19 protein-coding genes are annotated in these 20,791 nt (G+C 68.7%); 12 read left to right on the plus strand and 7 right to left on the minus strand.

The window, feature by feature from the left end; translation table 11 throughout:
- Positions 1–12: 12 nt before the first annotated feature.
- The gene (locus tag ACWDNU_RS11540; protein WP_449668722.1) at positions 13–1,404 is read right to left on the minus strand and encodes a sugar porter family MFS transporter; all 1,392 of its coding nucleotides are present in this window, start codon (positions 1,402–1,404) and stop codon (positions 13–15) included.
- Between the two features lie 429 nt (positions 1,405–1,833).
- On the opposite strand from ACWDNU_RS11540, the gene ACWDNU_RS11545 reads away from it, so the two are divergent.
- The 5 genes from ACWDNU_RS11545 to ACWDNU_RS11565 all read left to right on the plus strand — a co-directional run bounded on the left by ACWDNU_RS11545 (position 1,834) and on the right by ACWDNU_RS11565 (position 5,355).
- Positions 1,834–2,127, plus strand: a complete 294-nt coding sequence (locus tag ACWDNU_RS11545; protein ID WP_370939997.1) for a hypothetical protein — start codon at positions 1,834–1,836, stop codon at positions 2,125–2,127.
- The gene (locus ACWDNU_RS11550) at positions 2,124–3,623 is read left to right on the plus strand and encodes an alpha/beta hydrolase (protein WP_449668723.1); all 1,500 of its coding nucleotides are present in this window, start codon (positions 2,124–2,126) and stop codon (positions 3,621–3,623) included. The genes ACWDNU_RS11545 and ACWDNU_RS11550 overlap by 4 nt, the downstream gene beginning before the upstream one ends.
- Positions 3,624–3,694: 71 nt before the next feature.
- The gene (locus ACWDNU_RS11555; protein WP_449668724.1) at positions 3,695–4,231 is read left to right on the plus strand and encodes a hypothetical protein; all 537 of its coding nucleotides are present in this window, start codon (positions 3,695–3,697) and stop codon (positions 4,229–4,231) included.
- Between the two features lie 33 nt (positions 4,232–4,264).
- Complete coding sequence (locus ACWDNU_RS11560; protein WP_370939994.1) at positions 4,265–4,849, plus strand: TetR/AcrR family transcriptional regulator; 585 nt, start codon at positions 4,265–4,267, stop codon at positions 4,847–4,849.
- A gap of 53 nt (positions 4,850–4,902) precedes the next feature.
- Positions 4,903–5,355, plus strand: a complete 453-nt coding sequence (locus ACWDNU_RS11565) for a pyridoxamine 5'-phosphate oxidase family protein (protein WP_449668725.1) — start codon at positions 4,903–4,905, stop codon at positions 5,353–5,355.
- Between the two features lie 57 nt (positions 5,356–5,412).
- On the opposite strand, the gene ACWDNU_RS11570 is transcribed toward ACWDNU_RS11565, so the two are convergent.
- Positions 5,413–5,970 (minus strand): YceI family protein, encoded by a 558-nt coding sequence (locus ACWDNU_RS11570; protein WP_449668726.1) that lies wholly within the window; start codon positions 5,968–5,970, stop codon positions 5,413–5,415.
- Between the two features lie 97 nt (positions 5,971–6,067).
- Between ACWDNU_RS11570 and ACWDNU_RS11575 the strand changes: the two genes are divergently transcribed.
- The gene (locus tag ACWDNU_RS11575; protein ID WP_449668727.1) at positions 6,068–6,550 is read left to right on the plus strand and encodes a MarR family winged helix-turn-helix transcriptional regulator; all 483 of its coding nucleotides are present in this window, start codon (positions 6,068–6,070) and stop codon (positions 6,548–6,550) included.
- A 25-nt stretch (positions 6,551–6,575) separates the two neighbouring features.
- Positions 6,576–7,565, plus strand: coding sequence for a glutathione S-transferase family protein (locus ACWDNU_RS11580; RefSeq protein ID WP_449668728.1), 990 nt, complete (start codon positions 6,576–6,578; stop codon positions 7,563–7,565).
- A gap of 42 nt (positions 7,566–7,607) precedes the next feature.
- On the opposite strand, the gene ACWDNU_RS11585 is transcribed toward ACWDNU_RS11580, so the two are convergent.
- The 3 genes from ACWDNU_RS11585 to ACWDNU_RS11595 form a co-directional block, all read right to left on the minus strand.
- Positions 7,608–8,276 (minus strand): alpha/beta fold hydrolase, encoded by a 669-nt coding sequence (locus ACWDNU_RS11585; RefSeq protein ID WP_449668729.1) that lies wholly within the window; start codon positions 8,274–8,276, stop codon positions 7,608–7,610.
- Between the two features lie 69 nt (positions 8,277–8,345).
- Positions 8,346–10,607 (minus strand): hypothetical protein, encoded by a 2,262-nt coding sequence (locus ACWDNU_RS11590; protein ID WP_449668730.1) that lies wholly within the window; start codon positions 10,605–10,607, stop codon positions 8,346–8,348.
- 39 nt (positions 10,608–10,646) lie between these two features.
- Entirely contained in the window at positions 10,647–11,492 is an 846-nt protein-coding gene (locus ACWDNU_RS11595) for a helix-turn-helix domain-containing protein (RefSeq protein ID WP_449668731.1), read from the minus strand.
- Between the two features lie 103 nt (positions 11,493–11,595).
- On the opposite strand from ACWDNU_RS11595, the gene ACWDNU_RS11600 reads away from it, so the two are divergent.
- Positions 11,596–13,026, plus strand: coding sequence for an MFS transporter (locus tag ACWDNU_RS11600; RefSeq protein ID WP_449668732.1), 1,431 nt, complete (start codon positions 11,596–11,598; stop codon positions 13,024–13,026).
- Here the strand turns inward: ACWDNU_RS11600 and ACWDNU_RS11605 are convergent.
- Entirely contained in the window at positions 12,976–16,038 is a 3,063-nt protein-coding gene (locus tag ACWDNU_RS11605; RefSeq protein WP_449668733.1) for a BTAD domain-containing putative transcriptional regulator, read from the minus strand. The genes ACWDNU_RS11600 and ACWDNU_RS11605 overlap by 51 nt on opposite strands.
- A 118-nt stretch (positions 16,039–16,156) precedes the next feature.
- On the opposite strand from ACWDNU_RS11605, the gene ACWDNU_RS11610 reads away from it, so the two are divergent.
- A complete protein-coding gene (locus ACWDNU_RS11610) occupies positions 16,157–16,792 on the plus strand; it encodes a TetR/AcrR family transcriptional regulator (protein WP_449668734.1) in 636 nt (211 codons plus the stop codon).
- 1 nt (position 16,793) lies between these two features.
- Entirely contained in the window at positions 16,794–17,090 is a 297-nt protein-coding gene (locus ACWDNU_RS11615; RefSeq protein ID WP_449668735.1) for a DUF6204 family protein, read from the plus strand.
- Here ACWDNU_RS11615 and kynU read toward each other — a convergent pair.
- On the minus strand, positions 17,065–18,351 hold the full coding sequence (gene kynU / locus ACWDNU_RS11620) for a kynureninase (RefSeq protein WP_449668736.1): 1,287 nt from the start codon (positions 18,349–18,351) through the stop codon (positions 17,065–17,067). The genes ACWDNU_RS11615 and kynU overlap by 26 nt on opposite strands.
- Before the next feature lie 176 nt (positions 18,352–18,527).
- On the opposite strand from kynU, the gene ACWDNU_RS11625 reads away from it, so the two are divergent.
- Positions 18,528–19,898, plus strand: coding sequence for an APC family permease (locus ACWDNU_RS11625; RefSeq protein WP_449668737.1), 1,371 nt, complete (start codon positions 18,528–18,530; stop codon positions 19,896–19,898).
- Entirely contained in the window at positions 19,895–20,734 is an 840-nt protein-coding gene (locus tag ACWDNU_RS11630; protein ID WP_449668738.1) for an MBL fold metallo-hydrolase, read from the plus strand. Before ACWDNU_RS11625 ends, ACWDNU_RS11630 begins: the two co-directional genes overlap by 4 nt.
- Positions 20,735–20,791 lie beyond the last annotated feature (57 nt).

Genomic DNA, 20,791 nt, shown 5'->3' on the forward strand with positions numbered 1-20,791 from the left:
CCGAGGAGAAGTTCAGGCGCGTGCCTTGGAATGCGTCCGCCCGCGCAGGTCGAGTTCGATTTCCTCCAGCGTGCGGCCCTTGGTTTCCGGGACGAGCCACTTCGTGAGGAAGAACAGGACCACGTTGATGCCCGCGAACAGGAACATCGACCCGCCTAGGCCGAGCGCGCCGGGGTCGGAGATGATCGGGAACACGGCGCTGATGATGCCGGTCGCGGCCCACAGCACGACGCTGCTCACGCCCATGCCCGCCGCGCGGACCTTCAGCGGGAACACCTCGGCCATCATCACCCAGACGACCGCGCCCCAGCCCAGTTCGTAGCCGACCAGGTAGAGCACCATCGCGACCAGCATCAGGATGCCCTTGGTCGCCGTGTCGTGGACCTCCAGCACGATGAACCCGGCCGCGACCAGGGTGATGACCATCAGCACGTTGCCGATCAGCAGCAGGGGCTTGCGGCCCCACCGGTCGACCACGAACACGACCCACGCGGTGAACAGGAACTTGGTGACGCCCAGCAGCACGCCGGACAGCAACGCCGCCTGGGTCGCGAAGCCGAGGCCGATCAGCATCGTCGGGAAGTACGCGTTCACCGCGTTCACGCCGCTGAACTGCTGGCCCATCGCGAGCAGCAGAGCGACCACGAGCATCGGCCGCACGGTCGGCGTCAGCAGGTCGCGGAAGCGGGTCTTCGCCGATTCCGAGTCGAGCCGGATGACTTCGCGGATCGTGCCGATTTCCTCGTCGACGTTCACGCCGCCGCCGTGCGAGCTGAGCAGGACCGCGCGGGCCTGTTCCTCCTGGCCGTTCGCGACGAGCCAGCGCGGCGTTTCGGGCAGGAACACCAAGCCCGCCAGCAGGATCACCGCGGGCACGATCGCTCCGGCGAACATCAGCCGCCAGTTGCCCGACGTGCCGAGCCCGTAGCTGACCAGGAACGCGATCAGGATGCCGAGCACGATGAAGATCTGGTTCAGCGCGCCCATCGCCCCGCGCAGCCGCGCCGGAGCGAGTTCCGACAGGTACGTCGGGACCGTCGAGGACGACAGGCCGATGCCGACGCCGATCACGAGCCGGGAAATGATCAGCAAGGCGAATGTCGGCGAGAAAGTGGCCGCGAGCGTGCCGATGATGACGACGACCGCGGCGACCATGATCGTCCGGCGGCGGCCGAGCCGCTCGTTGAGCCGCGAGGAGAAACTCGCGCCGACGATCGCGCCGATCGAAATGCTCGCGGTGATGACGCCCTTGTCCCAACCGGACAGGCCCCAGAGTTTCCCGATGAACGGCAATACCCCGGAAATCACGCCGAGGTCGTAACCGAACAGGATGCCGCCGAGGGCACCGAAGAAGTACAGCGTCGTTCTGCCGATGGGCCGCCGCGCCGCGGCTGTCTGTGTCATTGCCGAGCCGTCTCTTTCCGGGATGGCCGGCCGGTCCTGGTCCGCTGACCGGGAGGCCAGCGCCGTCCGGGCCGGACGAGTGGGGGTCGAGGGACAAGGACTGCCGGACTGGTCCGGCACTGCGGAACGGCCGAACCCGCCGCCGCGCAACGCCTTTCCTCGTCGCGTGCCGGCTTGTCCCGCTCCGGTACGAACTTCGCCGTACACAGTCACACGCTGGTCAGCGGCGGGCAAGACGCGGGCTGATAACTATTCAGTCACGTGACTAGCGTTCACATATGTGGACAAGCTAGGCGAGGGTTTGCGCAGGTCAGAGCCTTGGCGGGGGAATCATGGCAGGAGTTTTCGCGAAGGTCGAACTGTGCGGAACCGGGTGCCGCGGACTTCCGTCGTACGGGTCGTCCGGTCGCCGCGGTGGGGGAGATGCGCATGGGAACGGGTTTCGAGGTCGCTCCGGCGGAGGTCGCGACCGCGGCCGGACGGGCGCGGCAGGCGGCGGCGACCGTGCGGGCGGCCGACCTCGCGGGCGCGCTTGCCGGCGTCGGGCTTTCCGGCGGCACGAGCGTGGCCGCGGCGGATCGGCTGTCCGGCACCTGGGGGCGGGCCGTTCCGAAGTGGACGGCCGACACCGAGTCCTACGCGGGGAACCTGGACCAGGCCGCGGCGGGCTACCGCGACAGCGACCACAACGCCACCGGCGAGATCGCGGCGGCGGGCCGATGATCACTTGGGGAGACGTCCGGCGCTGGAATCCCGCCGACCTCGCTTCGGCGGTCGACGCGCTCGGCACCCGGGCCGCGCGGCTCACCGGCGCGAACGACGACGCCGACGCCATGACGAAGTTCGGCTCCTGGCAAGGCGACTCGGCGGACGCGGCAACGGCCAAAGGTACTGCGCTGACAACGGAATTGCGGCAACTGACCACTGACGTGTCGGCGGTCCGGCGCGGGGTGCACGACGCGCAGTTGGCGGTCGAGCGGATCAGCTCCGCGGTGCGCGAGGTCGACGATTTCGCCGCACGCAACGGAATGCGGATCGACGACGGCGGCGGAGTCAGCGGCGAACCCGAACGACAGGCTGAGGTCGCCGACCGGGTCGGCCAGATTCTCCGGGAGGCCACCGGGGTCGACGCGGATCTGACCGTCGTGCTCGACCGCGCGGCCAACGGGGAAAGCGGCGGCTCCGGGGTCGTCGCGCTGGCGATGGCGACCAGCAGCCAGCCGAAGCCGAACGGCACCCCGGCGGAGAACCGTGCGTGGTGGGACAGCCTCTCCGACTCTGCGCAGTCTTCGATCCTGCGCGACAACCCGGACCTGATCCGCAATCTCGACGGCATCCCGGTTGTCGATCGTGACGCGGCGAATCGTGTTGTGCTGCAACAGGAAATCGACAAGCGGAAGGGCGACGACGCTCAATTGCGCGGCCTCACCGCGATCCGCGACCGGCTCGCGGCCACCGGCGACGGCAAACCTCCTGCTTTCCTGATCTCGCTCGACGTGAGCGGCGACGGCACCGCGGTGGTCGCCGCCGGAAATCCGGATACTGCGGCGAATGTCGCGACGTACGTGCCCGGAACCGGCAGCGAGCTGGCCAAGATCGGCGGCGACCTCGGCCGGTCGGACAAGATGTGGCAGTCGGCGACGATGGCGGGCTCGCCGTCGACCTCGGTGATCACCTGGGTCGGTTATGACGCGCCGAATGAGCTTGTGGACGCCGCCAGCGAGAAATACGCCGACGGCGGCAAGGAACAGTTGTCGAAATTCGAGGACGGCCTGCGCGCGTCGCACGAGGGCGCACCGTCGCACAACACCGTGCTCGGCCACAGCTACGGGACGACGGTGATCGGCCACGCGGCTCGCGACGGCGGGCTCAATGCCGACGACCTGATCTTCGTCGGCAGCCCCGGCGTCGGCGTCGAGCACGCGAACCAGTTGCATCTCGACGGTGTGCCGCAGGACCAGGTCGCCCAGCACGTCCACTCGACGGTCGCGCAGCACGACCTCATCAAGATCACCAACATCGGTCTCCCCGGCCACGATCCGCTCGGCCCGAGCCCGGCCGGCGACGGCTTCGGCGGCCAGGTCTTCGAATCGGCTCCGGGCGACAAGGGCCCGTGGTACGAGGGCGGCCTGTCCGGGGCCGCGCACAGCCAATACTGGGAGGACAACAACCCGTCGCTGCGCAGTTTCGGCCGGATCATCGCCGGGTTGCCGGCGTGACGGCGCGCCGCACCGCGCTGGCCTGCCTCGCCGCCGTTCCTCTCGTAGCCTGCTCCCCAGGAGGTGCAGCCATGAACCCCACGATCACCGAAAACGAAGCCCGCGACCAGGTCGAGGACTACGTGCGCGGCGCGTTCTCCGCGCTGCCCGCGCCCGCCGGGCGGGAACTGTTCTCCCGCAACCGTTCCGAATGCACCGACCCGACCGACAACGGTCCGGAGGGGCGGTTCGAGATCTCCGCCACCTACGAGGTGACCGGCCTTGGACCGGACACCTTCGAGGCGCAGTTCGAGGCCGTCGTGAAGTGGTGGCAGGGACACGGCTTCACCGTCCTGACCGACCGGCGGCCCACCGACCAGTACGTCTTCGCGCGCAATGAGCGGGACGGCTTCGACATGTCGTTGCAGGCCAATGAGCTCGGCAAGCTCTACTTGGGTGCGACGTCGCCTTGCGTCTGGCCGAAGGGGACTCCTGAAGCCGCGGCCGCCGTCGAGGAGCCTGAGGTTGTGGAGGCTTCGGAACCGGAACGGCCCCGGCCGCGTCGCGCGCCGGTGGACGACGAGGACTTCGGCCAGACGTCCTGGTCCGACGGAGGCACTGCGTTCTAGAGTGGACCAGCAGGTCCAATCAGGAGGCAGGAGATGACGCTCACGCGCAAGGGCGAAGCCACGCGGCAACGGATCGTGGAGGGCGCGGCCGACGTGATCCGCGAGCGCGGCGTGCTCGCGACGACGCTGGACGACGTCCGCGCGCAGACCAAGACCAGCAAAAGCCAGCTGTTCCACTACTTCCCGGACGGCAAGGAAGAACTGCTGCTGGCCGTCGCGCGCTGGGAGGCCGACCGGGTGCTGGAGGTGCAGCAGCCGTCGCTCGGCTCGCTGCGCACCTGGGACGACTTCCGGACCTGGCAGCAGGTGGTGCTGGGGCACTACACCGAGCAGGGCCGGCACTGTCCGTTGAATGTCGTGATGTCGCAGATCGGCCGCAACACGCCGGGCGCGCAGGCGGTGGTGACGCAGCTGATGCAGCGGTGGCTCTGCGAGCTGACCGCGGGGATCGAGAACCTGCGCGCGGCGGGGGAAGTTCGGCCTGGACTGGATCCGAAGCAGGCGGCGTCGGCGCTGCTGGCGGGGGTGCAGGGCGGGGTGCTGATGCTGCTGACTACCGGCGAACCGCAGCATCTGGAGGCGGCGCTTGAGGTGGGGATCGCTGGGTTGCGCGCCTGAAAATAGGGGTAGCCGCGGGAAATGTGCTGGATTGGCGGCGAGTTGGGCCTGGCATGAGTCAAGGACCCGCACCCCGGCAACTGTCTGACGAAGCTCTCTCGGCCCTGCTCGGCCAGCAGCGGTTCGGCACGCTCGCGACGATCAAACGCAATGGTCAGCCGCATCTGACGACCATGCTGTACAGCTGGGATCCCGGCACCCGCACGGTGCGTTTCTCCACGACTGCCGACCGCAGCAAGGTCAGCCACCTGCGTCGCAATCCGCGGGCGACGGTGCACGTTCAGGGCGGCGACGTGTGGTCGTTCGCCGTTGCCGAGGGGCAGGCGGAGGTTTCCGGGGTCACCGAGGTTCCCGGCGACGCGGTGGGGCAGGAGTTGCTCGCGATGCTTCCGGAGGCCGCGCGGCCCGAGGACCCGGCGGAGTTCCTGAAGCAGCAGGTGGACGAGCGGCGAGTCGTGATCCGGCTCGCGGTCGAGCGGCTCTACGGCACCGCGCTCGACGTCTGAGGTGCCGCGACACGGTGAAGGGTCCCGGTGTTCCGGAACCCTTCACCGGCTGTTCGTTCAGGCGTTCTTGATCGCGGAGATCTCGAACTCGAGGGTGATCTTGTCCGAGACCAGCACGCCGCCGGTCTCGAGCGCGGCGTTGAACTTCACGTTGTAGTCGCTGCGGTTGATCGAGGTCGAGCCCTCGAAGCCGACGCGGTCGTTGCCGAACGGGTCCTTCGCGGAGCCGCCGAACTCGAACGGGACGGTGACCGACTTGGTGACGTCCTTGATGGTCAGGTCGCCGGTCACGTCGAAGGTGTCCTCGCCGGTCTGGGTGATCCCGGTGGAGGTGAAGGAGATGGTCGGGAACTCGTCGCAGGACAGGAAATCGTTGTTGCGCAGGTGGGCGTCGCGGTCCGCGTTGCGGGTGTCGACGCTCTTGCTCTGGATGGTGATGCTGGCGCTGGAGTTCGCCGGGTTCTCGCCGTCCAGGGTGAACGAGCCTTCGAACTCGTTGAAGGAGCCGCGGACCTTGGTGACCATGGCGTGGCGGGCGACGAAGCCGATCCGGCTGTGCGAGCCGTCGATCGTGTAGGTGCCGGTCAGGTGGGCGTAGGTGGTCGCGCTGGTCATGTGTTCCGTTCCTTCGGGTCCTTGGTTGAGTGTTCAACTAGCACTGTAGCCCACAATAACTGATTGCGCGAGCAAGTGTCGGATATACTCCCCCTCTGTGGTGAACAGAACCCCGCTGACCAGTGAAGAAGAAGCAGTGTGGCGTCCGTTGATGCGCGTCGTCACAATCCTGCCGAGGGCTCTCGAGGACCAGTTCGCGCACGACAACGGCGTCTCGCTGACCGATTACACCGTGCTCGTGTCGCTCTCGGAAGCGCCCGAAGGCAGGCTGCGGCTCACCGACTTGGCGGAGGCCGCGGCGCTGTCGCTGAGCCGGATCAGCCGGGTCGTGGAGGCGATGGTGCGCCGCGGCCTGGTGCGGAAGGTGAAGTGCCCGCAGGACCGCCGGGCCGCGCACGCGACGCTCACCGAACTCGGGCAGGCCAAGCTCGCCGCCGCGTACCCCGGGCATCTTCAGCGCGTACGGTCGTTCCTGTTCGACCACCTCTCGCCCGAGGAGGTCCGCGCCGCGGGCCCGATCCTCGCCCGGCTGGCTGCCGCGCTGGAGCCGTCGGACTGTTCGGCCTGCCCGGACGACTAGACCCGCCCCCGACGAAAGGCTGCCGATGCCCGACCAGGGTGAGTTCAAGCGCGACACGAACTACATCTCCGACCGCATCACCGCCGACGGCCGCGACGGCTGGCCGGTGGAGCCGGGCCGCTACCGCCTGGTGATCGCGCGAGCGTGCCCGTGGGCGAACCGCGCGTCGATCGTGCGCAGGCTGCTGGGTCTCGAAGAGGTGCTGTCGATGGGCCTGTGCGGCCCGACGCACGACGAACGCAGCTGGACCTTCGACCTGGACCCCGGCGGCCGCGACCCGGTGCTCGGCATCGAACGGCTGCAGGAGGCGTTTTTCGCGCGGTACCCGGACTATCCGCGCGGGATCACCGTTCCGTCCATTGTGGATGTCCCCAGTGGACAGATCGTGACGAACGACTTCAAGCAGATGACCGTGGACCTGTCGCTGGAATGGGGCGCCTACCACCGGGACGGCGCGCCGGAGCTGTACCCGCAGCGGCTGCGTGACGAAATTGAGGACGTCGCGGAGAAGGTGTTCCGGGATGTGAACAATGGCGTGTACAAAGCGGGCTTCGCCACTTCGCAGGAGGCTTACGAAGAGGCGTACCGTGCGCTGTTTTCCCGGCTGGACTGGCTTTCCTCGCGCTTGGCGGGGCAGCGGTATCTGGTGGGGGACACGATCACCGAGGCGGACGTGCGGCTGTTCACGACGCTGGTCCGGTTCGACGCGGTGTACCACGGGCATTTCAAGTGCAACCGGCAGAAGCTCACGGAGATGCCGGTGCTGTGGGCGTACGCGCGGGATCTGTTCCAGACGCCCGGGTTCGGGGACACGATCGATTTCGGGCAGATCAAGGAGCATTACTACGTGGTGCACCGGAATGTGAACCCGACCGGGGTGGTGCCGCTGGGGCCGGAGCTCGCGGGGTGGCTTACGCCGCATGGGCGAGAGGAGCTGGGCGGGAGGCCGTTCGGGGACGGGACGCCGCCTGGGGAGCCGCCGGTGGGGGAGCGGGTGCCTGAGTTGGGCTCGTGAGTGTTTATGCCGGTTAGAACCGGCATAAACACTCACGAGTCTCTAGACCGCAACGTCGAGAAGGATTCGCAGCAGCTCTTCCGGCGCGTCACGCATCACGTCGTGCTTGCTGTCCAGCGCGTGCACATTCCACTGTGGATCCTCCACGAGCCGCCGATAAGTCGGCTCGAACGGTGACCCGCCGTCCCAGATCGTCGCGTACACGTAGTCCCGGCGGCGGAAGCGGCTCAGGTCAGCGTCCAGCCGGATCGACTGCAGCAGTGACGCCAGCGGATGAGCCGACGCGCGCGGGTCGAAGAACGGCAGCGGCGGCACGGCGTATCCGGTCTCGCCGACGCTCAGGTACCACTCGCGCTGCCGGTCATCGGTCAAACTCCAGCAGGAGTCGCCGTTTTCCGGGACGAACGCGTCGAGGTACACGAGTGAATCGACCAGTTCCGGCACCCGGTCGGCGGCACCGGTGATGACCATCCCGCCGTAGCTGTGGCCGACCAGCACGGCGCGTTCGACCTGCTCGGCCTGCATCGCGCGGACGACGTCCTCGATGTGGGTCTCGAGGTTGACCCCGCCGTTCAGCAGGTGCTGCCGTTCGCTGAGGCCGGTGAGCGTCAGCGGGAGCACGCGATGGCCGCGGTCGCGCAGCTGGCCGGTGAGCCGGTCGAAGCACCAGCCGCCGTGGCAGGCGCCGGGGACGAGGACGTAGGTGGTCATGGACGCAACGCTAGAAGCCGCGCGGCGAGAAGTCCAAGAGCTGGTTCTTCCGTGATCCAGAAGCTGTGGTTATGCCCGGCTGGGCAAGGGCAGGTCGTGCGACTTGCGGAAGTCGTTCAGGGCGGCCCAGGCGAGGTGCGGGTCTAGAGCGAGCCGTCGGCGGGCGATGGCCAGTTCGTGCAGGCTCGGCGTGAGGCGGGACTGGGTGAGCGCGTCGGTGAACATGTCCAGGACGGTGGCGCAGAAGAGGACGAACGCGCTGCTGTGCAGGCGCAGCCGGTTGACCGCGTCGGCTAGGTCGGGTGTTGCTCCTTCATGCAACGAGGCAGCTAGTTCGGCGAGTTCCACTGCTTCGCGGGTGTCGGGGATGCGGAGCAGTTTCGGCCACAGTTCCGCCAGCTCCGGTGTTTGCGGGAGTCCGCGAGCCTGCGCGATGAAGCCGCTCGACTTGGCAGCCAGGTCGGTGCAGATCAGGATGCTCGTGACGGTCGACAGCGACGGTTCGTAGTGTTCGGTCGTCACGTCCACCATGTCGATCGTGGTGCGGCGCAGGTCGCGCGGCAGGCCGCCGGACAGGCAGTGGCCGAGGTAGCAGAACTGCTCGGGTACGCCGGGCAGCCGTTGCGCGATCCACAGCCTGCTTTCGTCCAGCGTGAACGATTCCAGGCGCACCACTTCGGAAAACGCGCTGTCGAAGGCGTCTCGCACGGCCAGGCCGCGTTGCTCGAAGCTGAGCACCGCGTCGTCGGACACCGCCACGAAATACAGGCAGCCGGGCACGCCGAAGATGCCCTTGATGTCGTTCACCAGCTGCTGGGCCTTGTCCTGCTCGCCGATCTTGTCCAGCTCGTCGATGGCGACCACGACCCGGTCGGTGATCCCCTCCTCGCGCAACGACTCGGCGGTCAGCTGGGCGAACGCGCGGAACTCGTCGACGACTTCCGGATGGGTCAGCTGCTGTTCGGCCCGCTGCGTGGTGCGGGTGCGGCCCAGTTCGCCGCCCGCCGGGATGGCGAGTTTTCCCGACCAGCCGGTGGTGTAGGTCAGCAGGTACTGGATCCGGAGCAGCTGTCGGCGAGCTTCGGCCTGCAGGGCGCGCGGTCCGGCTGACGACTTTCGACGCAGGAGGATTACCAGCGCGCCGACTGCTGCGGTGAGGAGTTTCGCTGCCCAGCGGAGCGTGAGGACGGCGACTGTGGCCAATGCGATCCGGTTGCTCACCGGCTGGTCTGTCCACAAAGGATCAATCAGGTCAGGGAACTGCACGCCGGTAACGGTTTTCCACAGTTCAGCGGGAAAGTGCGTGAATTTCCCGTTCCACAGCAGGCCGCCGATCGCCCAGCCGAGCGCGGCCGAGACGGCGAGGTCGGCCGTTCCGCGCAGGACCCGGCGGGCCCACCATCGCCAGCCGGTTCCCGGGCCGATTACCTGCCGGACCCGGGCGAGGACGGCTTGGCACAGCAGTTTGTGCAGGTGCAGCACGAAATCGCGGGCGTCGTAGGTGGCTGGCGCGGAGGCGACCACCACCAGTGGCGCCGGGTTTTCGCTGCCGTGCAACAGACCTCGTTGCATGGAACGGATCGCGGTGGTCTTGCCCGACCCGCGTTGCCCGCCGAGTGCGACCGCGCCGGAGCCCGCGCGTTCGAGGACGCGCCGCAGCCGTTTCGCCGCCGCTGTGGGCACGATTCGGCTGCTGTCCTCCTCGCCGAGGTCGTGTTGTTGGTCGAAAACCAGTGTGGTCCCGAAGTGCAGCCGGCGGTGCGCGGAGATGACGTCGCGGACCTCGGGCAGCACGATCTCGCGCGCGGCGAACGAGCGGCGCGGCCCCAGGCCGAATTGCTCCTCGTGGAACTGCATGGCTTCCGGGTTGATCCATTCGCGCAACGAGGTGACCTTGCGGACCGCGAGCGCGCCGGTGGCGAACAGGACGCACGGCATCATCACTCCGGCGAAGACCCGGAGGAACAGGGGGAGCTGGCTCCACGCCGCGCTCATCAGGCTGAGGTAGGCGAGCCCGAGCAGCACCGCGACGATCAGCCAGGCCACCTCGCGCGGCGACACCGCGCGGTTTCGCGGACGGAACCCTCGGTCGCCCTCGGCCATGACCTGGTCCTGCAGCGTCCGGATCTTCGCGAGGAGGGTCTCGTTCGCGAAGAGCTCTTCGCGCACGACTTCGGCGCGCAGCGATTCGCGGGCGAGGAGCTGGATGACCGCGGGGGAACCGAGCGTTTCGTCGATGAGAGAGGCGAGTGCGGCTTGCGCGGTCCAGGAGTCGAAGTCCTCGAGGTCTTCCTCCCCGATGGAGTGCGGGTCGCTCCGCTCGCCAGTCACCGGCGGATGATGCCATACGAAGGGCGTTGAGCAGGCCGGTTAGCGGGAAGCGACCTCCAACAGTCGCAACGCGTCCCGGGAGGCGGCGTCGCGCGGCGTATAGGCCTCGAGCTGGTGGTCGGGGCTGTCGGGCTGGAGCCAGACCTGGTAGTCGATGTTCACGGGGCCGAGCGTCGGGTGGCGCAGGTCCATCGGGCCGCTCGTGCAGTCCACGACGTCGCCGGCCGCCCAGAGCGCGGCGAATTCCGGGCTGCCCATGGCGAGTTCGCCGATCAGCTCCGCGAGCCGGGCGTCGGTCGGATGTTTGCCGGACATCAGGCGCAGGTAGCCGACGTGGGTGCGGGCCATCTCCGCCCAGTTGCGGTACAGGTCGCGGTGCAGCGGGTCGAGGAAGAACATCCGCGGGATCGACGGGCGGGTTTCGGGTGAGTCCGGCGCGGTGTAGTCGAGATGTTCGGCGTGCAGGAGGTGGCCGGTGCGATTCCAGCCGAGTACGTCGCCGCGGCGGCCGAGGACGATCGCGGGGACGCTGTCGCTCAGCGCGTGCAGCAGGGTCGCCACGTGCGGGTCCAGCGTTTCCGGCGCGGGGCGCACCAGCCGGGGAACTCCGCAGCGCTGGGCGAGATTGTGCAGGTGGCTCGACTCGGTTTCGTCGAGGTTGAGCACCCGCGCGAGCGCGTCGAGCACCTGCGGCGACGCGGTGCCGGACTGGTCCTGCTCCAACCGCGTGTAGTAGCCGGCGCTGACGCCCGCGAGCTGGGCTAGTTCTTCCCGGCGCAGACCCGGCACCCGGCGGAGCGTGCCGTACGTCCGCATCCCGGCGGCGTCCGGCGTCACGCGGTCGCGGCGGGTCTTGAGGAACACGCCGAGGGTTTCGGTCTGCATGATCCCGATCGTAGGCAAGCTCGCGGACCAGTGCCTGCACCTGCGAGGGGTACTCATCGCCGGTGCTGGCCGAGCGCGGCCGCGGGTTCCGAGGATCGGGAGCATGACGGAAACTCGCCGCGCCTGGCTGGGTCTGCTCGTGGTGCTCGGACCGGTCCTGCTGGTCTCGATGGACGGTTCGATCCTGTTCCTGACCATGCCGACCATCACCCGCGCCCTCGCCCCGACCGCCGACCAGGCCCTGTGGATACTCGACAGCTACGGCTTCGCGGTCGGCTCGCTGCTCATCGCGTTCGGCAACCTCGGCGACCGGTACGGGCGGCTGAAACTGCTGATGATCGGGGTCGCGGTCTTCGGGGCGGGTTCCGCCGGCGCCGCGTTCGCGCCCACGCCGGAATGGCTCATCGGCTGCCGCGTGCTCATGGGGCTCGGCGGCGCGACGCTGTTGCCCTCCGGGCTCGCGGTGCTCAGCGAACTGTTCCCCGAGCCGCGGCGTCGGGCCAGGGCGATCGGGATTTTCGCCGCGACGTTCGCCGCGGGGTTCGCGGTCGGCCCGATTCTCGGCGGGCTGCTGCTGAGCCGATTCGGCTGGGGATCGGTGTTCCTGGTCAATCTGCCGGTCGTCGCGGTCTTTCTCGCGGCCGCGCCGGTGGTGCTCCGGGAAGCCAGGACGACCCGGCTGGGCAAGGTCGATCTGCTCAGCATCGCCTTGTCCGCGGGCGGTTTGCTGCTGGCGGTCTACGCCGTCAAGGAATTCGCCGCCTACGGTCCTTCTTGGCCGGGCGCGTTCGCCGGCGTTGCCGGGGCCGGGGTGCTGACGTGGTTCGTGCTGCGGCAGCGGACGTTGGAGTATCCGCTCCTCGATGTGACTTTGTTCCGCGAGAAGGTGTTCACCGTCGCGGTGATCACGGGGGTGCTGTCCCTGTTCGCGTGGTCGGCGGCGGCGTATCTGACCGGGGTTTACCTCCAGTCGGTGCTGGGGTTGTCCGTGCTGCACGCCGCGCTGCTGGCGCTGCCGGGCGCGGTCGCCCTGACCGCGACGTGCGTTCTCACTCCGGCGCTCGCGGCGCGGATCGGGAGCCGGGCGGCCTTGGTGACCTGCCATTTCGCGATCGCGCTCGGGCTGGCTTTGCTGCTGGCGACCACGGTCACCGGCGGGGCCGCGTGGTTCGTCGCCTCGACGGTGGTCGCCGGTTTCGGTTACGGAATCTCGTTCTCGCTAGTCGCGGACACGGCGGTCGGCGCGGTTCCGGCGGATCGGGCCGGTTCGGCGGGGGCGATCAGCGAGACGGCCAACGAGATCGGTCATGCGCTGGGAATCGCGTTGCTGGGGTCGGCGGCGGCGTTCGTTTTTCGGTTGCTGGCACCGGAGGGGGCTGCCGCTGCGAAGGGGGCGGTGGTGAGTGGGTTGCATGTCGCGATGGGGGTGGCGGCGGTGCTTTGTGTGGGGCTGGGAGCGCTCGCGTTGCGGTGGCTTCCCGAATCAGCTGAGGACGTCGTAAGCGAGGGCGATCGGGTCGTCGACTGTGCCTGAGGGTTCGGCATGAACGGCGGCTTCGATGGCGGTCGCGTCCGGTAGAGCCAGGTGCGGGCCGCCGAGGAGGTCGTGTGCGGCGGCCAAAAGGTCGGCGGCGGCGACCGGGCGGTTGACGCGCAGCGCGTGGTCGGCGACGCCCAGGAGGATGATCGCCAGATACAACACCTCACCGGCTTCCGCGGCCAAGGCGAGTGCTTCGCGGCGGCGATCCCGGGCCGTGGGCAGGTCGCCGGTTTGGGCGTCCAGGTAGGCGTGCGAATGCTGGATCATCGCGCGGAACAACGGATGCGGCTCGGATTCGCTCAACAGCGCTTCGGCGCGGTTCAGTTCCAGCCGCGCTTCCGCCAGATCGCCGCGCCAGCGGGCCAGGTCCGCTTTCGTCTGGGCCAGGAACGCGAGCGCATCAGGGAACGGCACACTCCGCGCGTCGCGTTCGGCGGCGGTTACCGCGGCCGCTGCCGCTGCCTTGTCGCCTAGTTGCCAGAAGAGGTGTGCTTGCCGTCCGCGGGCGAAGAGAACATCCTCCGCCGAACCGATTTCCGAGACGACTTGGATCGATTCCTCATAGCACGAAACGGCTTCCTCCAGTTCGCCGCGACGGCCGACGACATCGGCGAGGCTGTTCAGCGCCAGCGACATTCCCCAGCGTTCCCCGCACAGCCGGAACAGCCGGACGGCCTCGCGGATGTCGGCTTCCTGCGCGGCCGGGTCGTGCCAGAGGTTCAGCTGCGTCCGCGCCCGGTGCAGCCGGGCATGCGCGCGCAGCCAGGGGTCATCGTCGGCCAGCAATTCGTCCAAAGTGGACTTAAGCGTGCTGCTGTCCGCGGTCTGCGTGAACACCGGGATGATCGATCGCAGCAAGGAATTCTTGCTGTCGCGGCTGAGTTCGAGCGCTTTGCGGCCCAAGGCGTCGGCGGAGGTTTCGGAGGTCATGCCGATGGTCAGCAGCAACGCGGCCATCGCGTACCCCATCGCGCGCAGTTCGCGATCCACCTCGCCGGGCAACGCCAAGGCCGCCTCGATCAGTTCCTGCGCCTCGGTTTTGTGGCCGGTCAGCATCCAGAACCACGCGCACGACGTCGCCAGCCGAAGCGCCGTCGTGGCCTCGCCAGCGGCAATCGCGCCGCGCGCCGCGGAGATCAGGTTGCCGTGTTCGGCGGCGAAGCGGGCCAGCCATTCGATCTGTTCGGCGCGGCGCAGGTACTTGTCGCCGGTTTCGGCGAAGCGGGCGAACCACTCGGCGTGCGCCCGGCGCAGTTCCTCGCGTTCGTCGGCCACTGTCAGCTGTTCCAGGCCGTACGCCTTGATCGTCTCGAGCATCCGGTAGCGCGGCTCGGCGTCCCCGGAAACGGTGATTAGCGATTTGTCGACTAACGCGCTGAGCAGCTCCGGTGTACCGCCGCAGACCGCTTCCGCTGCCTCGGCGGTCGTGCCGCCGGAGAACACCGACAACCGGCGCAGCAATTGCCGTTCGTTCGGTTCCAGCAGGTCCCAGCTCCAGTCGACCACCGCGCGCAGCGTGCGATGCCGCGGCAGCGCGGTCCGGCTGCCCGCGGTGAGCAGGCGGAACCGGTCATCGAGCCGGGCGGCCAGCTGTGACACGGTCAGAGACCGCAACCGGGCCGCGGCGAGTTCGACTGCGAGCGGCATTCCGTCGAGCGCCCGGCAAATCCGCACCACGTCGTCCACAGTGGACTCGTCGACGGTGAATCCCGGCCGGACGGCAGCGGCGCGGTCGGCCAGCAGCCGCACCGAGGCGCACGACATCGCTTCGACGGACGTCGCGTTTTCCGCTGGCAGCGTCAGCGGTTCGACTGGCCAGAGCGCTTCGCCGGGCACTGCCAACGGTTCCCGGCTGGTCGCGAGAATGCGCAGCCGGGGGCATTCGCCGAGCAGATGGTCGGCCAGTTCCGCGGCGGCTTCGATGACGTGCTCGCAATTGTCGAGCACCAGCACCGCGTCCCGATCGCGCAGCGCTCTCGTCGCCCGCTCGCGTGGGGTGCCGATGGCGAGCGTCCCGGGGTACATCTGTTCGCGCAGGCCCAGCGCGTCGAGCACGGCCTGCGGGACGTCCGCGCCATCGGTGAGCGGAGCCAGTTCGACGAACCACACGCCATTGCGTTCGGACAGCAGATGCCGTCCGGTTTCCGTGGCCAATCGGGTCTTTCCGGCCCCGCCGGGCCCGGTCAGCGTGGTCAGCCGGTACTCGCCGACCAGCTTGGCCACGCGCGCGACCTCGGTGTTCCGGCCGACGAAACTCGTCAGCCCGGCCCGTAGGTTCGTGCGCGCTTCGTCCTCGTCGGCCGCTGTTTCGCGGAGGATCTTGGTGTGCGCGGCGGACAATTCGGGTGCCGGGTCAGCGCCGAGTTCATCTGCCAGCGCCATTCGGATCCGTGCGAACACCTGCAGCGCTTCGGCTGGTCGTCCGGCGGCTTGCAGCGAGAGCATCAATGCCGCGGCCAGCCGTTCGCGCAGCGGATGTTCGGCCAGTTGTTTCGACAGCTCCTCGGCGAGATCCGCGCCGTGCCCCAAGCGGAGCACGGCTTCGGCGTACTCCTCGGTGGCGGAAAGCCGCAGCTCGTTCAGCCGCACGATGTGGCCCTGGAAGAACTGCGCGTCGGAGACGTCGCCGAGTGCCGGGCCGCGCCACAGGTTGAGCGCCTCGCGCAGCAGCACCACTCGCTTCTCGTCGGGTGCCGTCCTGGCCGCAGTGACCAGCTCCTCGAACCGCGCCGCGTCCACGGTCGCCTCGGGCAGCCGGTAGCCGGACGGCGTGGAATCGAGCCGCGTCCCGGCCCGGCGAAGTCGCGAGACCAGCGCCTGCAGCGCGTTGGCCGTGGCCGGCGGACGCGTCCCCCAGACGGCGTCGACGAGCCGCCCGGCCGAGACGACCCGGCCGGGCTCCAGCGCGAGGGCGCTCAGCAGCGTCCGCAATCGGGCGCCGGTGATCTCGACCGCGGCACCGTCGTCGTTCCGGACCTCCAGCGGGCCCAGCAAGCCGATCCGCACCTGGTCGATGATGCCGGGTCGGCGGCCGTCCCGTCCTCCGGGATCTCCCCGATATCCAGGAGCTTCGAGCATAAAAATGGAGTCGACACCAAATTTGGAGTCTGCTTCACTCTTCGGCGTGGGACTTCGGGAGCGGAAGAAGCAGGAGACAGTGCGGCGCATCGCGGAAACCGCGCTGCGGATGTTCGTTGAGCGCGGATTCGACGCGGTGACGATCGCCGAGGTCGCGGAGGCCTCCGACGTCGCGGTCAACACGGTCTACAACCACTTCCGCGTCAAGGAAGACCTGGTCCTGCCGCCGTCGGAAGCATCGGCGGGACGGCTGGCCGAGATCGTGCGGGAACGTGGGCCCGGAGTATCCGCGGCGCGCGCGGTGCTGGACCGCCTGCGCGACGAGATCCGGCAGCGCTCGCGGACGATCGGGCTCAGCCCGGGGTTCGGCCGGGTGCTGCCGATGATGCTGGCCGCGCCCACGCTCGCCGCCCGGCTGCAGGACCTCGGTCAGCAGATGGTCGCCGAACTCGCCGACCTGCTGGTCGCGGAAACCGGTGCGGCACAGGACGATCCGGTGCCCAGGCTGGTCGCCGCGCAGATCGGGTGGGTGCACAGCCTGCTGTATGGCGAGATCGGCAACCGCACCGTCGCCGGAGAGCGGCCGGACGACATCGCGGAGGCGGCGTTGACGCTTCTCGACGCGGTAGAAGGCCTGCTCAGCGACCAAGTACTAACTTATGCGACCCGGAAGGACGCCTGACATGGACGCGTTCCGCGTGATCATCCGCGGCAAATTCGGCGCTCTCGACGAGAGTGCCCGCGCGGTGCTGGAAGCCAAGACCGACGTCGCCTTCACCGCGGAAGGCACGTTCAGCTACGACGTCAACGCGACGGCGTTCACCTTCCGCTGCCAGGTCCCAGCTGGTCCGGACGACGACGAACGCGCGGCTAAAGACGGCGCGACCGTCGCGTTGGCCGCGCATGGATTGCCGTACCGGGACCTGAACTACGCGGTCACCGACTTGCGCGCGATCAAGATCCGGCGCAAGAACCGCTGACGACCTTCGCCAGCGCGGTCGCCGCGCGCCAGCAGTCGTGGAAGGTGGAGTACATCGGTACGGGCGCGAGGCGGATGACGTCGGGACGGCGTGCGTCGGCGATGACTCCGTGCCGGGTGCGCAGCGCGGCGCTGATCACGTCGGCGTCCAAACCGCGTAGCCGGACGGAAAGCTGCGCTCCCCGACGGTCCGGATCGCGGGGCGTGAGGACCTCCATCGGACGCCCCGCACAGGCTTCGTCGAGCAGTGTCTCTAGGTACCCGGTGAGGCGGATGCTCTTGGCGCGCAAGGCATCCATGCCCACGGCGGCGAACATCTCCAGCGAAGCCCGCACCGGGGCCATGGCGAGGATCGGCGGGTTCGACAGCTGCCACGAGTCGGCGGTGTCGACCGGGGTCACCGTCGGATGCATGCGGAACCGCACGTCCGGGTCAGTGCTCCACCAACCCGCCAGCTTTGGCAGCGACCGATCCGCGAGATGCCGTTCGTGCACGAACGCTCCGGCGATCGCCCCCGGCCCGCTGTTGAGATATTTGTAGGTGCACCAAGCGGCCCAATCGACGCCCCAGTCGTGCAGCCGCAGCGGCACATTGCCCGCCGCGTGCGCGAGATCCCAGCCCACGACCGCTCCGGCGGCGTGCCCGGCGCGGGTGATCGCCGGGATGTCGAGGAATTCCCCGCTGTAGTAGTTGACCCCGCCCAACAGGACGAGTGCGACCCGGTGCCCCTGCTCGGCCAGCCAACCGACGACGTCCTCACTGCGCAACGTCGATTCCCCAGGACGCGGCGAAAGCCGGATGACCGCTTCGTCCGGGTCGTAGCCATGGAACGCGACCTGGCTGCGGACCGCGTAGCTGTCGGACGGGAAAGCGGTGTCCTCGATGACGATCGCGTGCCGTTCCGGGGTCGGCCGGTAGAAGCTGACCATCATCAGGTGCAGATTGACCGTCAGCGAGTTCATCATCACGACCTCGCCCGGCCGCGCACCGACGAGCCGCGCCGCCGGATCGCGCAACTGCTGGTGGTAGGAGACCCACGGACGCTCGGCCTCGACGTGTCCTTCGACGCCCAGCCGCGCCCAGTCACTCAGCTCTGCGTCCAACGCGGCGCGGGTCGCGATGGGCTGCAGGCCAAGGGAGTTCCCGGCGAAGTAGGCCGTTTCGGCGTAGCCGCCGCCGGTCGCGGGCGGGACGTGGAACTGCGCCCGCGACGTCGGCAACGGGTCCTGGGCGTCGAGATCGCGGGCAGCGGCCTCAGTCATGGGAACTCCCCAAATCGGAAAACGCGGGCTCCTCATCGTTCTTGCCGGACGCCATGCCCGTCCAATGCCTGATTCGCTCGTTCCCATGCCCGCCCGGCTATCCCGCCGGTATTCCCGAACGGCTATGCCACCGCGGACATTCGGTATTTCCGCGACCGCGCGGAGTGGGTCACGCTGTGCCGATCGACAACGGCCAGCAGAAGGCAGTGATCACGATGCCGACCGAACCCGTAGACGCGAACCTCAAGCGAAGCATCTCCCTCTTCCAAGCCGTCGGAGTCTCGTTTCACCAGGTAGTCGGCGGCGGGGTCGTCGCCTTGATGGGCACCGCCATCGCGCTGACCGGGGCCGGCGCACCGATCGCCTTCGCCCTCGCGGCGCTCGCGGTGATCGTTTATTCGCTGCCGATCGCGTCCCTCGGCAGTGCGATGCCGGTGACCGGCGGCCGTTACACCTACGCCGCGCGGCTGGTCTCGCCCGGTGCCGGGTTCGCTTCGATGTGGCTGTCCGCCGTGTCGGTGATCCAGCTCAGCCTGATGGCGCTGGCCGGGGCGAACTACGTCAGCGCGCTCGTGCCGGGCGTTCCGGTCCGGCCGCTGGCGATCGCCCTGATCACGGTGTTCTTCCTGACGAACCTGGCGGGCGCGACGTTCTCCAGCCGGGTCGGCCTCGTGCTCGCGGTCGTCATGCTCGCCGCCTTCCTGCTGTACGGGATCGCCGGAGCCGGACAGGTGCGGTGGAGCGAGTTCGGAAACCTGACCCCGCACGGGATTGGCGGCTTGCTCAACGCCGCGGCCATGCTCACCTTCGCCACCACGGGTGCGTTCCTCATCGCCGACATCGGCGGCGAGATGAAGCGTCCGGGACGCGACATTCCGCTGTCCGTCGTCGGCGGAACCCTCGTCGCGGCGGTGATCTACGTGATCGTGGCGATCCCGTCGGTCGGAGTGCTCGGCGCGGAGGCGTCCGCGGGCAAGCCGATGTCCGACGTCGCCCGCCACATCCTGTCCCCGGGCGGGTTCGCCTTCTTCATCCTCGGCGGGGCGATGGCATCGGTGATCGGGCACATCAATTCGCTGCTGCTGGCCGCCACGAAACCTGTGCTCGCCGCGACCGGCGACGGCTGGCTGCCCGCCGGGCTCGGCGCGGTGAACCGCCGGTTCGGCACCCCGCACTGGCTGCTGGCGATCCTCTACCTGATCGGCGTGGTCCCGGTGCTCGCCGGGTTCAGCGTCGCGAACATCGCGGCCATGACGTCGATCGTCACCGGGCCGTTGCTGACCTTGCTGATCATCGCGTCGTGGCGGGTGCGCCGGCTGCGACCGGAACTGCACGCGGCGGCCCCGTTCCGGATGCGCCGGACGTCGCACGCCGTTTTGTCCGTACTCGGCGTCGCGATCCTCGGCGGGCAGACTTGGTTGCTGCTCAAGCAGATCACGCCGCCCGCGCTTCTCGCGCTTGCAGCCTGGAGTGTGCTGGGGTTCGGCGTGTGGCTGGCGCGCCGGTCGCGAACTGATTCCTTCAACCTCGAAAGCGAGCGCGTATGACCACGCAACTGATCCTCCTCGGCACGGCGGGCGGTCCCGCGCCGAAACGCACGCGGAGCGCTCCGGCGCAGGCGATCGTCGTCAACGGCGCGACCTACGTGATCGACTGCGGCAACGGCGTCGCCCGGCAGTTGGTGCACGCGGGAGTCAATCTGGATTCGCTGCGCGCGGTCGGCATCACGCATCACCACTCCGACCACAACGCCGACTACGGCAACCTCTACCTGCTGGCCTGGGCGGCGAACCTGGAACGTCGGGTCCCCGCGTTCGGCCCGCCGCCGCTCGCGGAGATGACCCGGCATTTCCTGGCGCTGAACCGCTTCGACATCGATACCCGGGTCGGCGACGAGGGCCTGCGTCCGCTGGACCAGCTGCTCGACCCGCGTGAGATCGCGGCGGACGGCGTGGTCTTCGAGGACGAGAACGTGCGGATCACCGCGGCCCGCGTGGATCATCCGCCGATCGTCGACGCCTTCGCCTACCGCGTCGACACCGCGGACCGGTCCATCGTGATTTCCGGCGACACCGCGCCGTGCGAAAACCTGGTGCGGCTCGCTGCGGGCGCGGATGTGCTGGTGCACGAGGTCATGTACGTCCCGGCGGTCGACGAAATGGTGCGCCAGTTCAACGGCACGACGCTGCGGGACCATCTGCTGGCGAGCCATACGAGCGTCGACCGAGTTGGTGCGCTTGCCAAGGAAGCGGGCGTCGGGACGCTCGTACTGTCGCATTTCGTCCCGACTGATGCGGACATTCCCGACGAGGTCTGGCATAAGCACGCCGCCGCCGGGTTCGACGGGGAGGTCGTCGTCGGCCGGGACCTTCTGCGGCTTTGACTGGATCCGGCGGAAGTCGCGTCGTTCCCCGGCTTCGGTGCGTTTGGTACCTACAGT

The organism is Amycolatopsis sp. NPDC003676 (assembly GCF_053587275.1).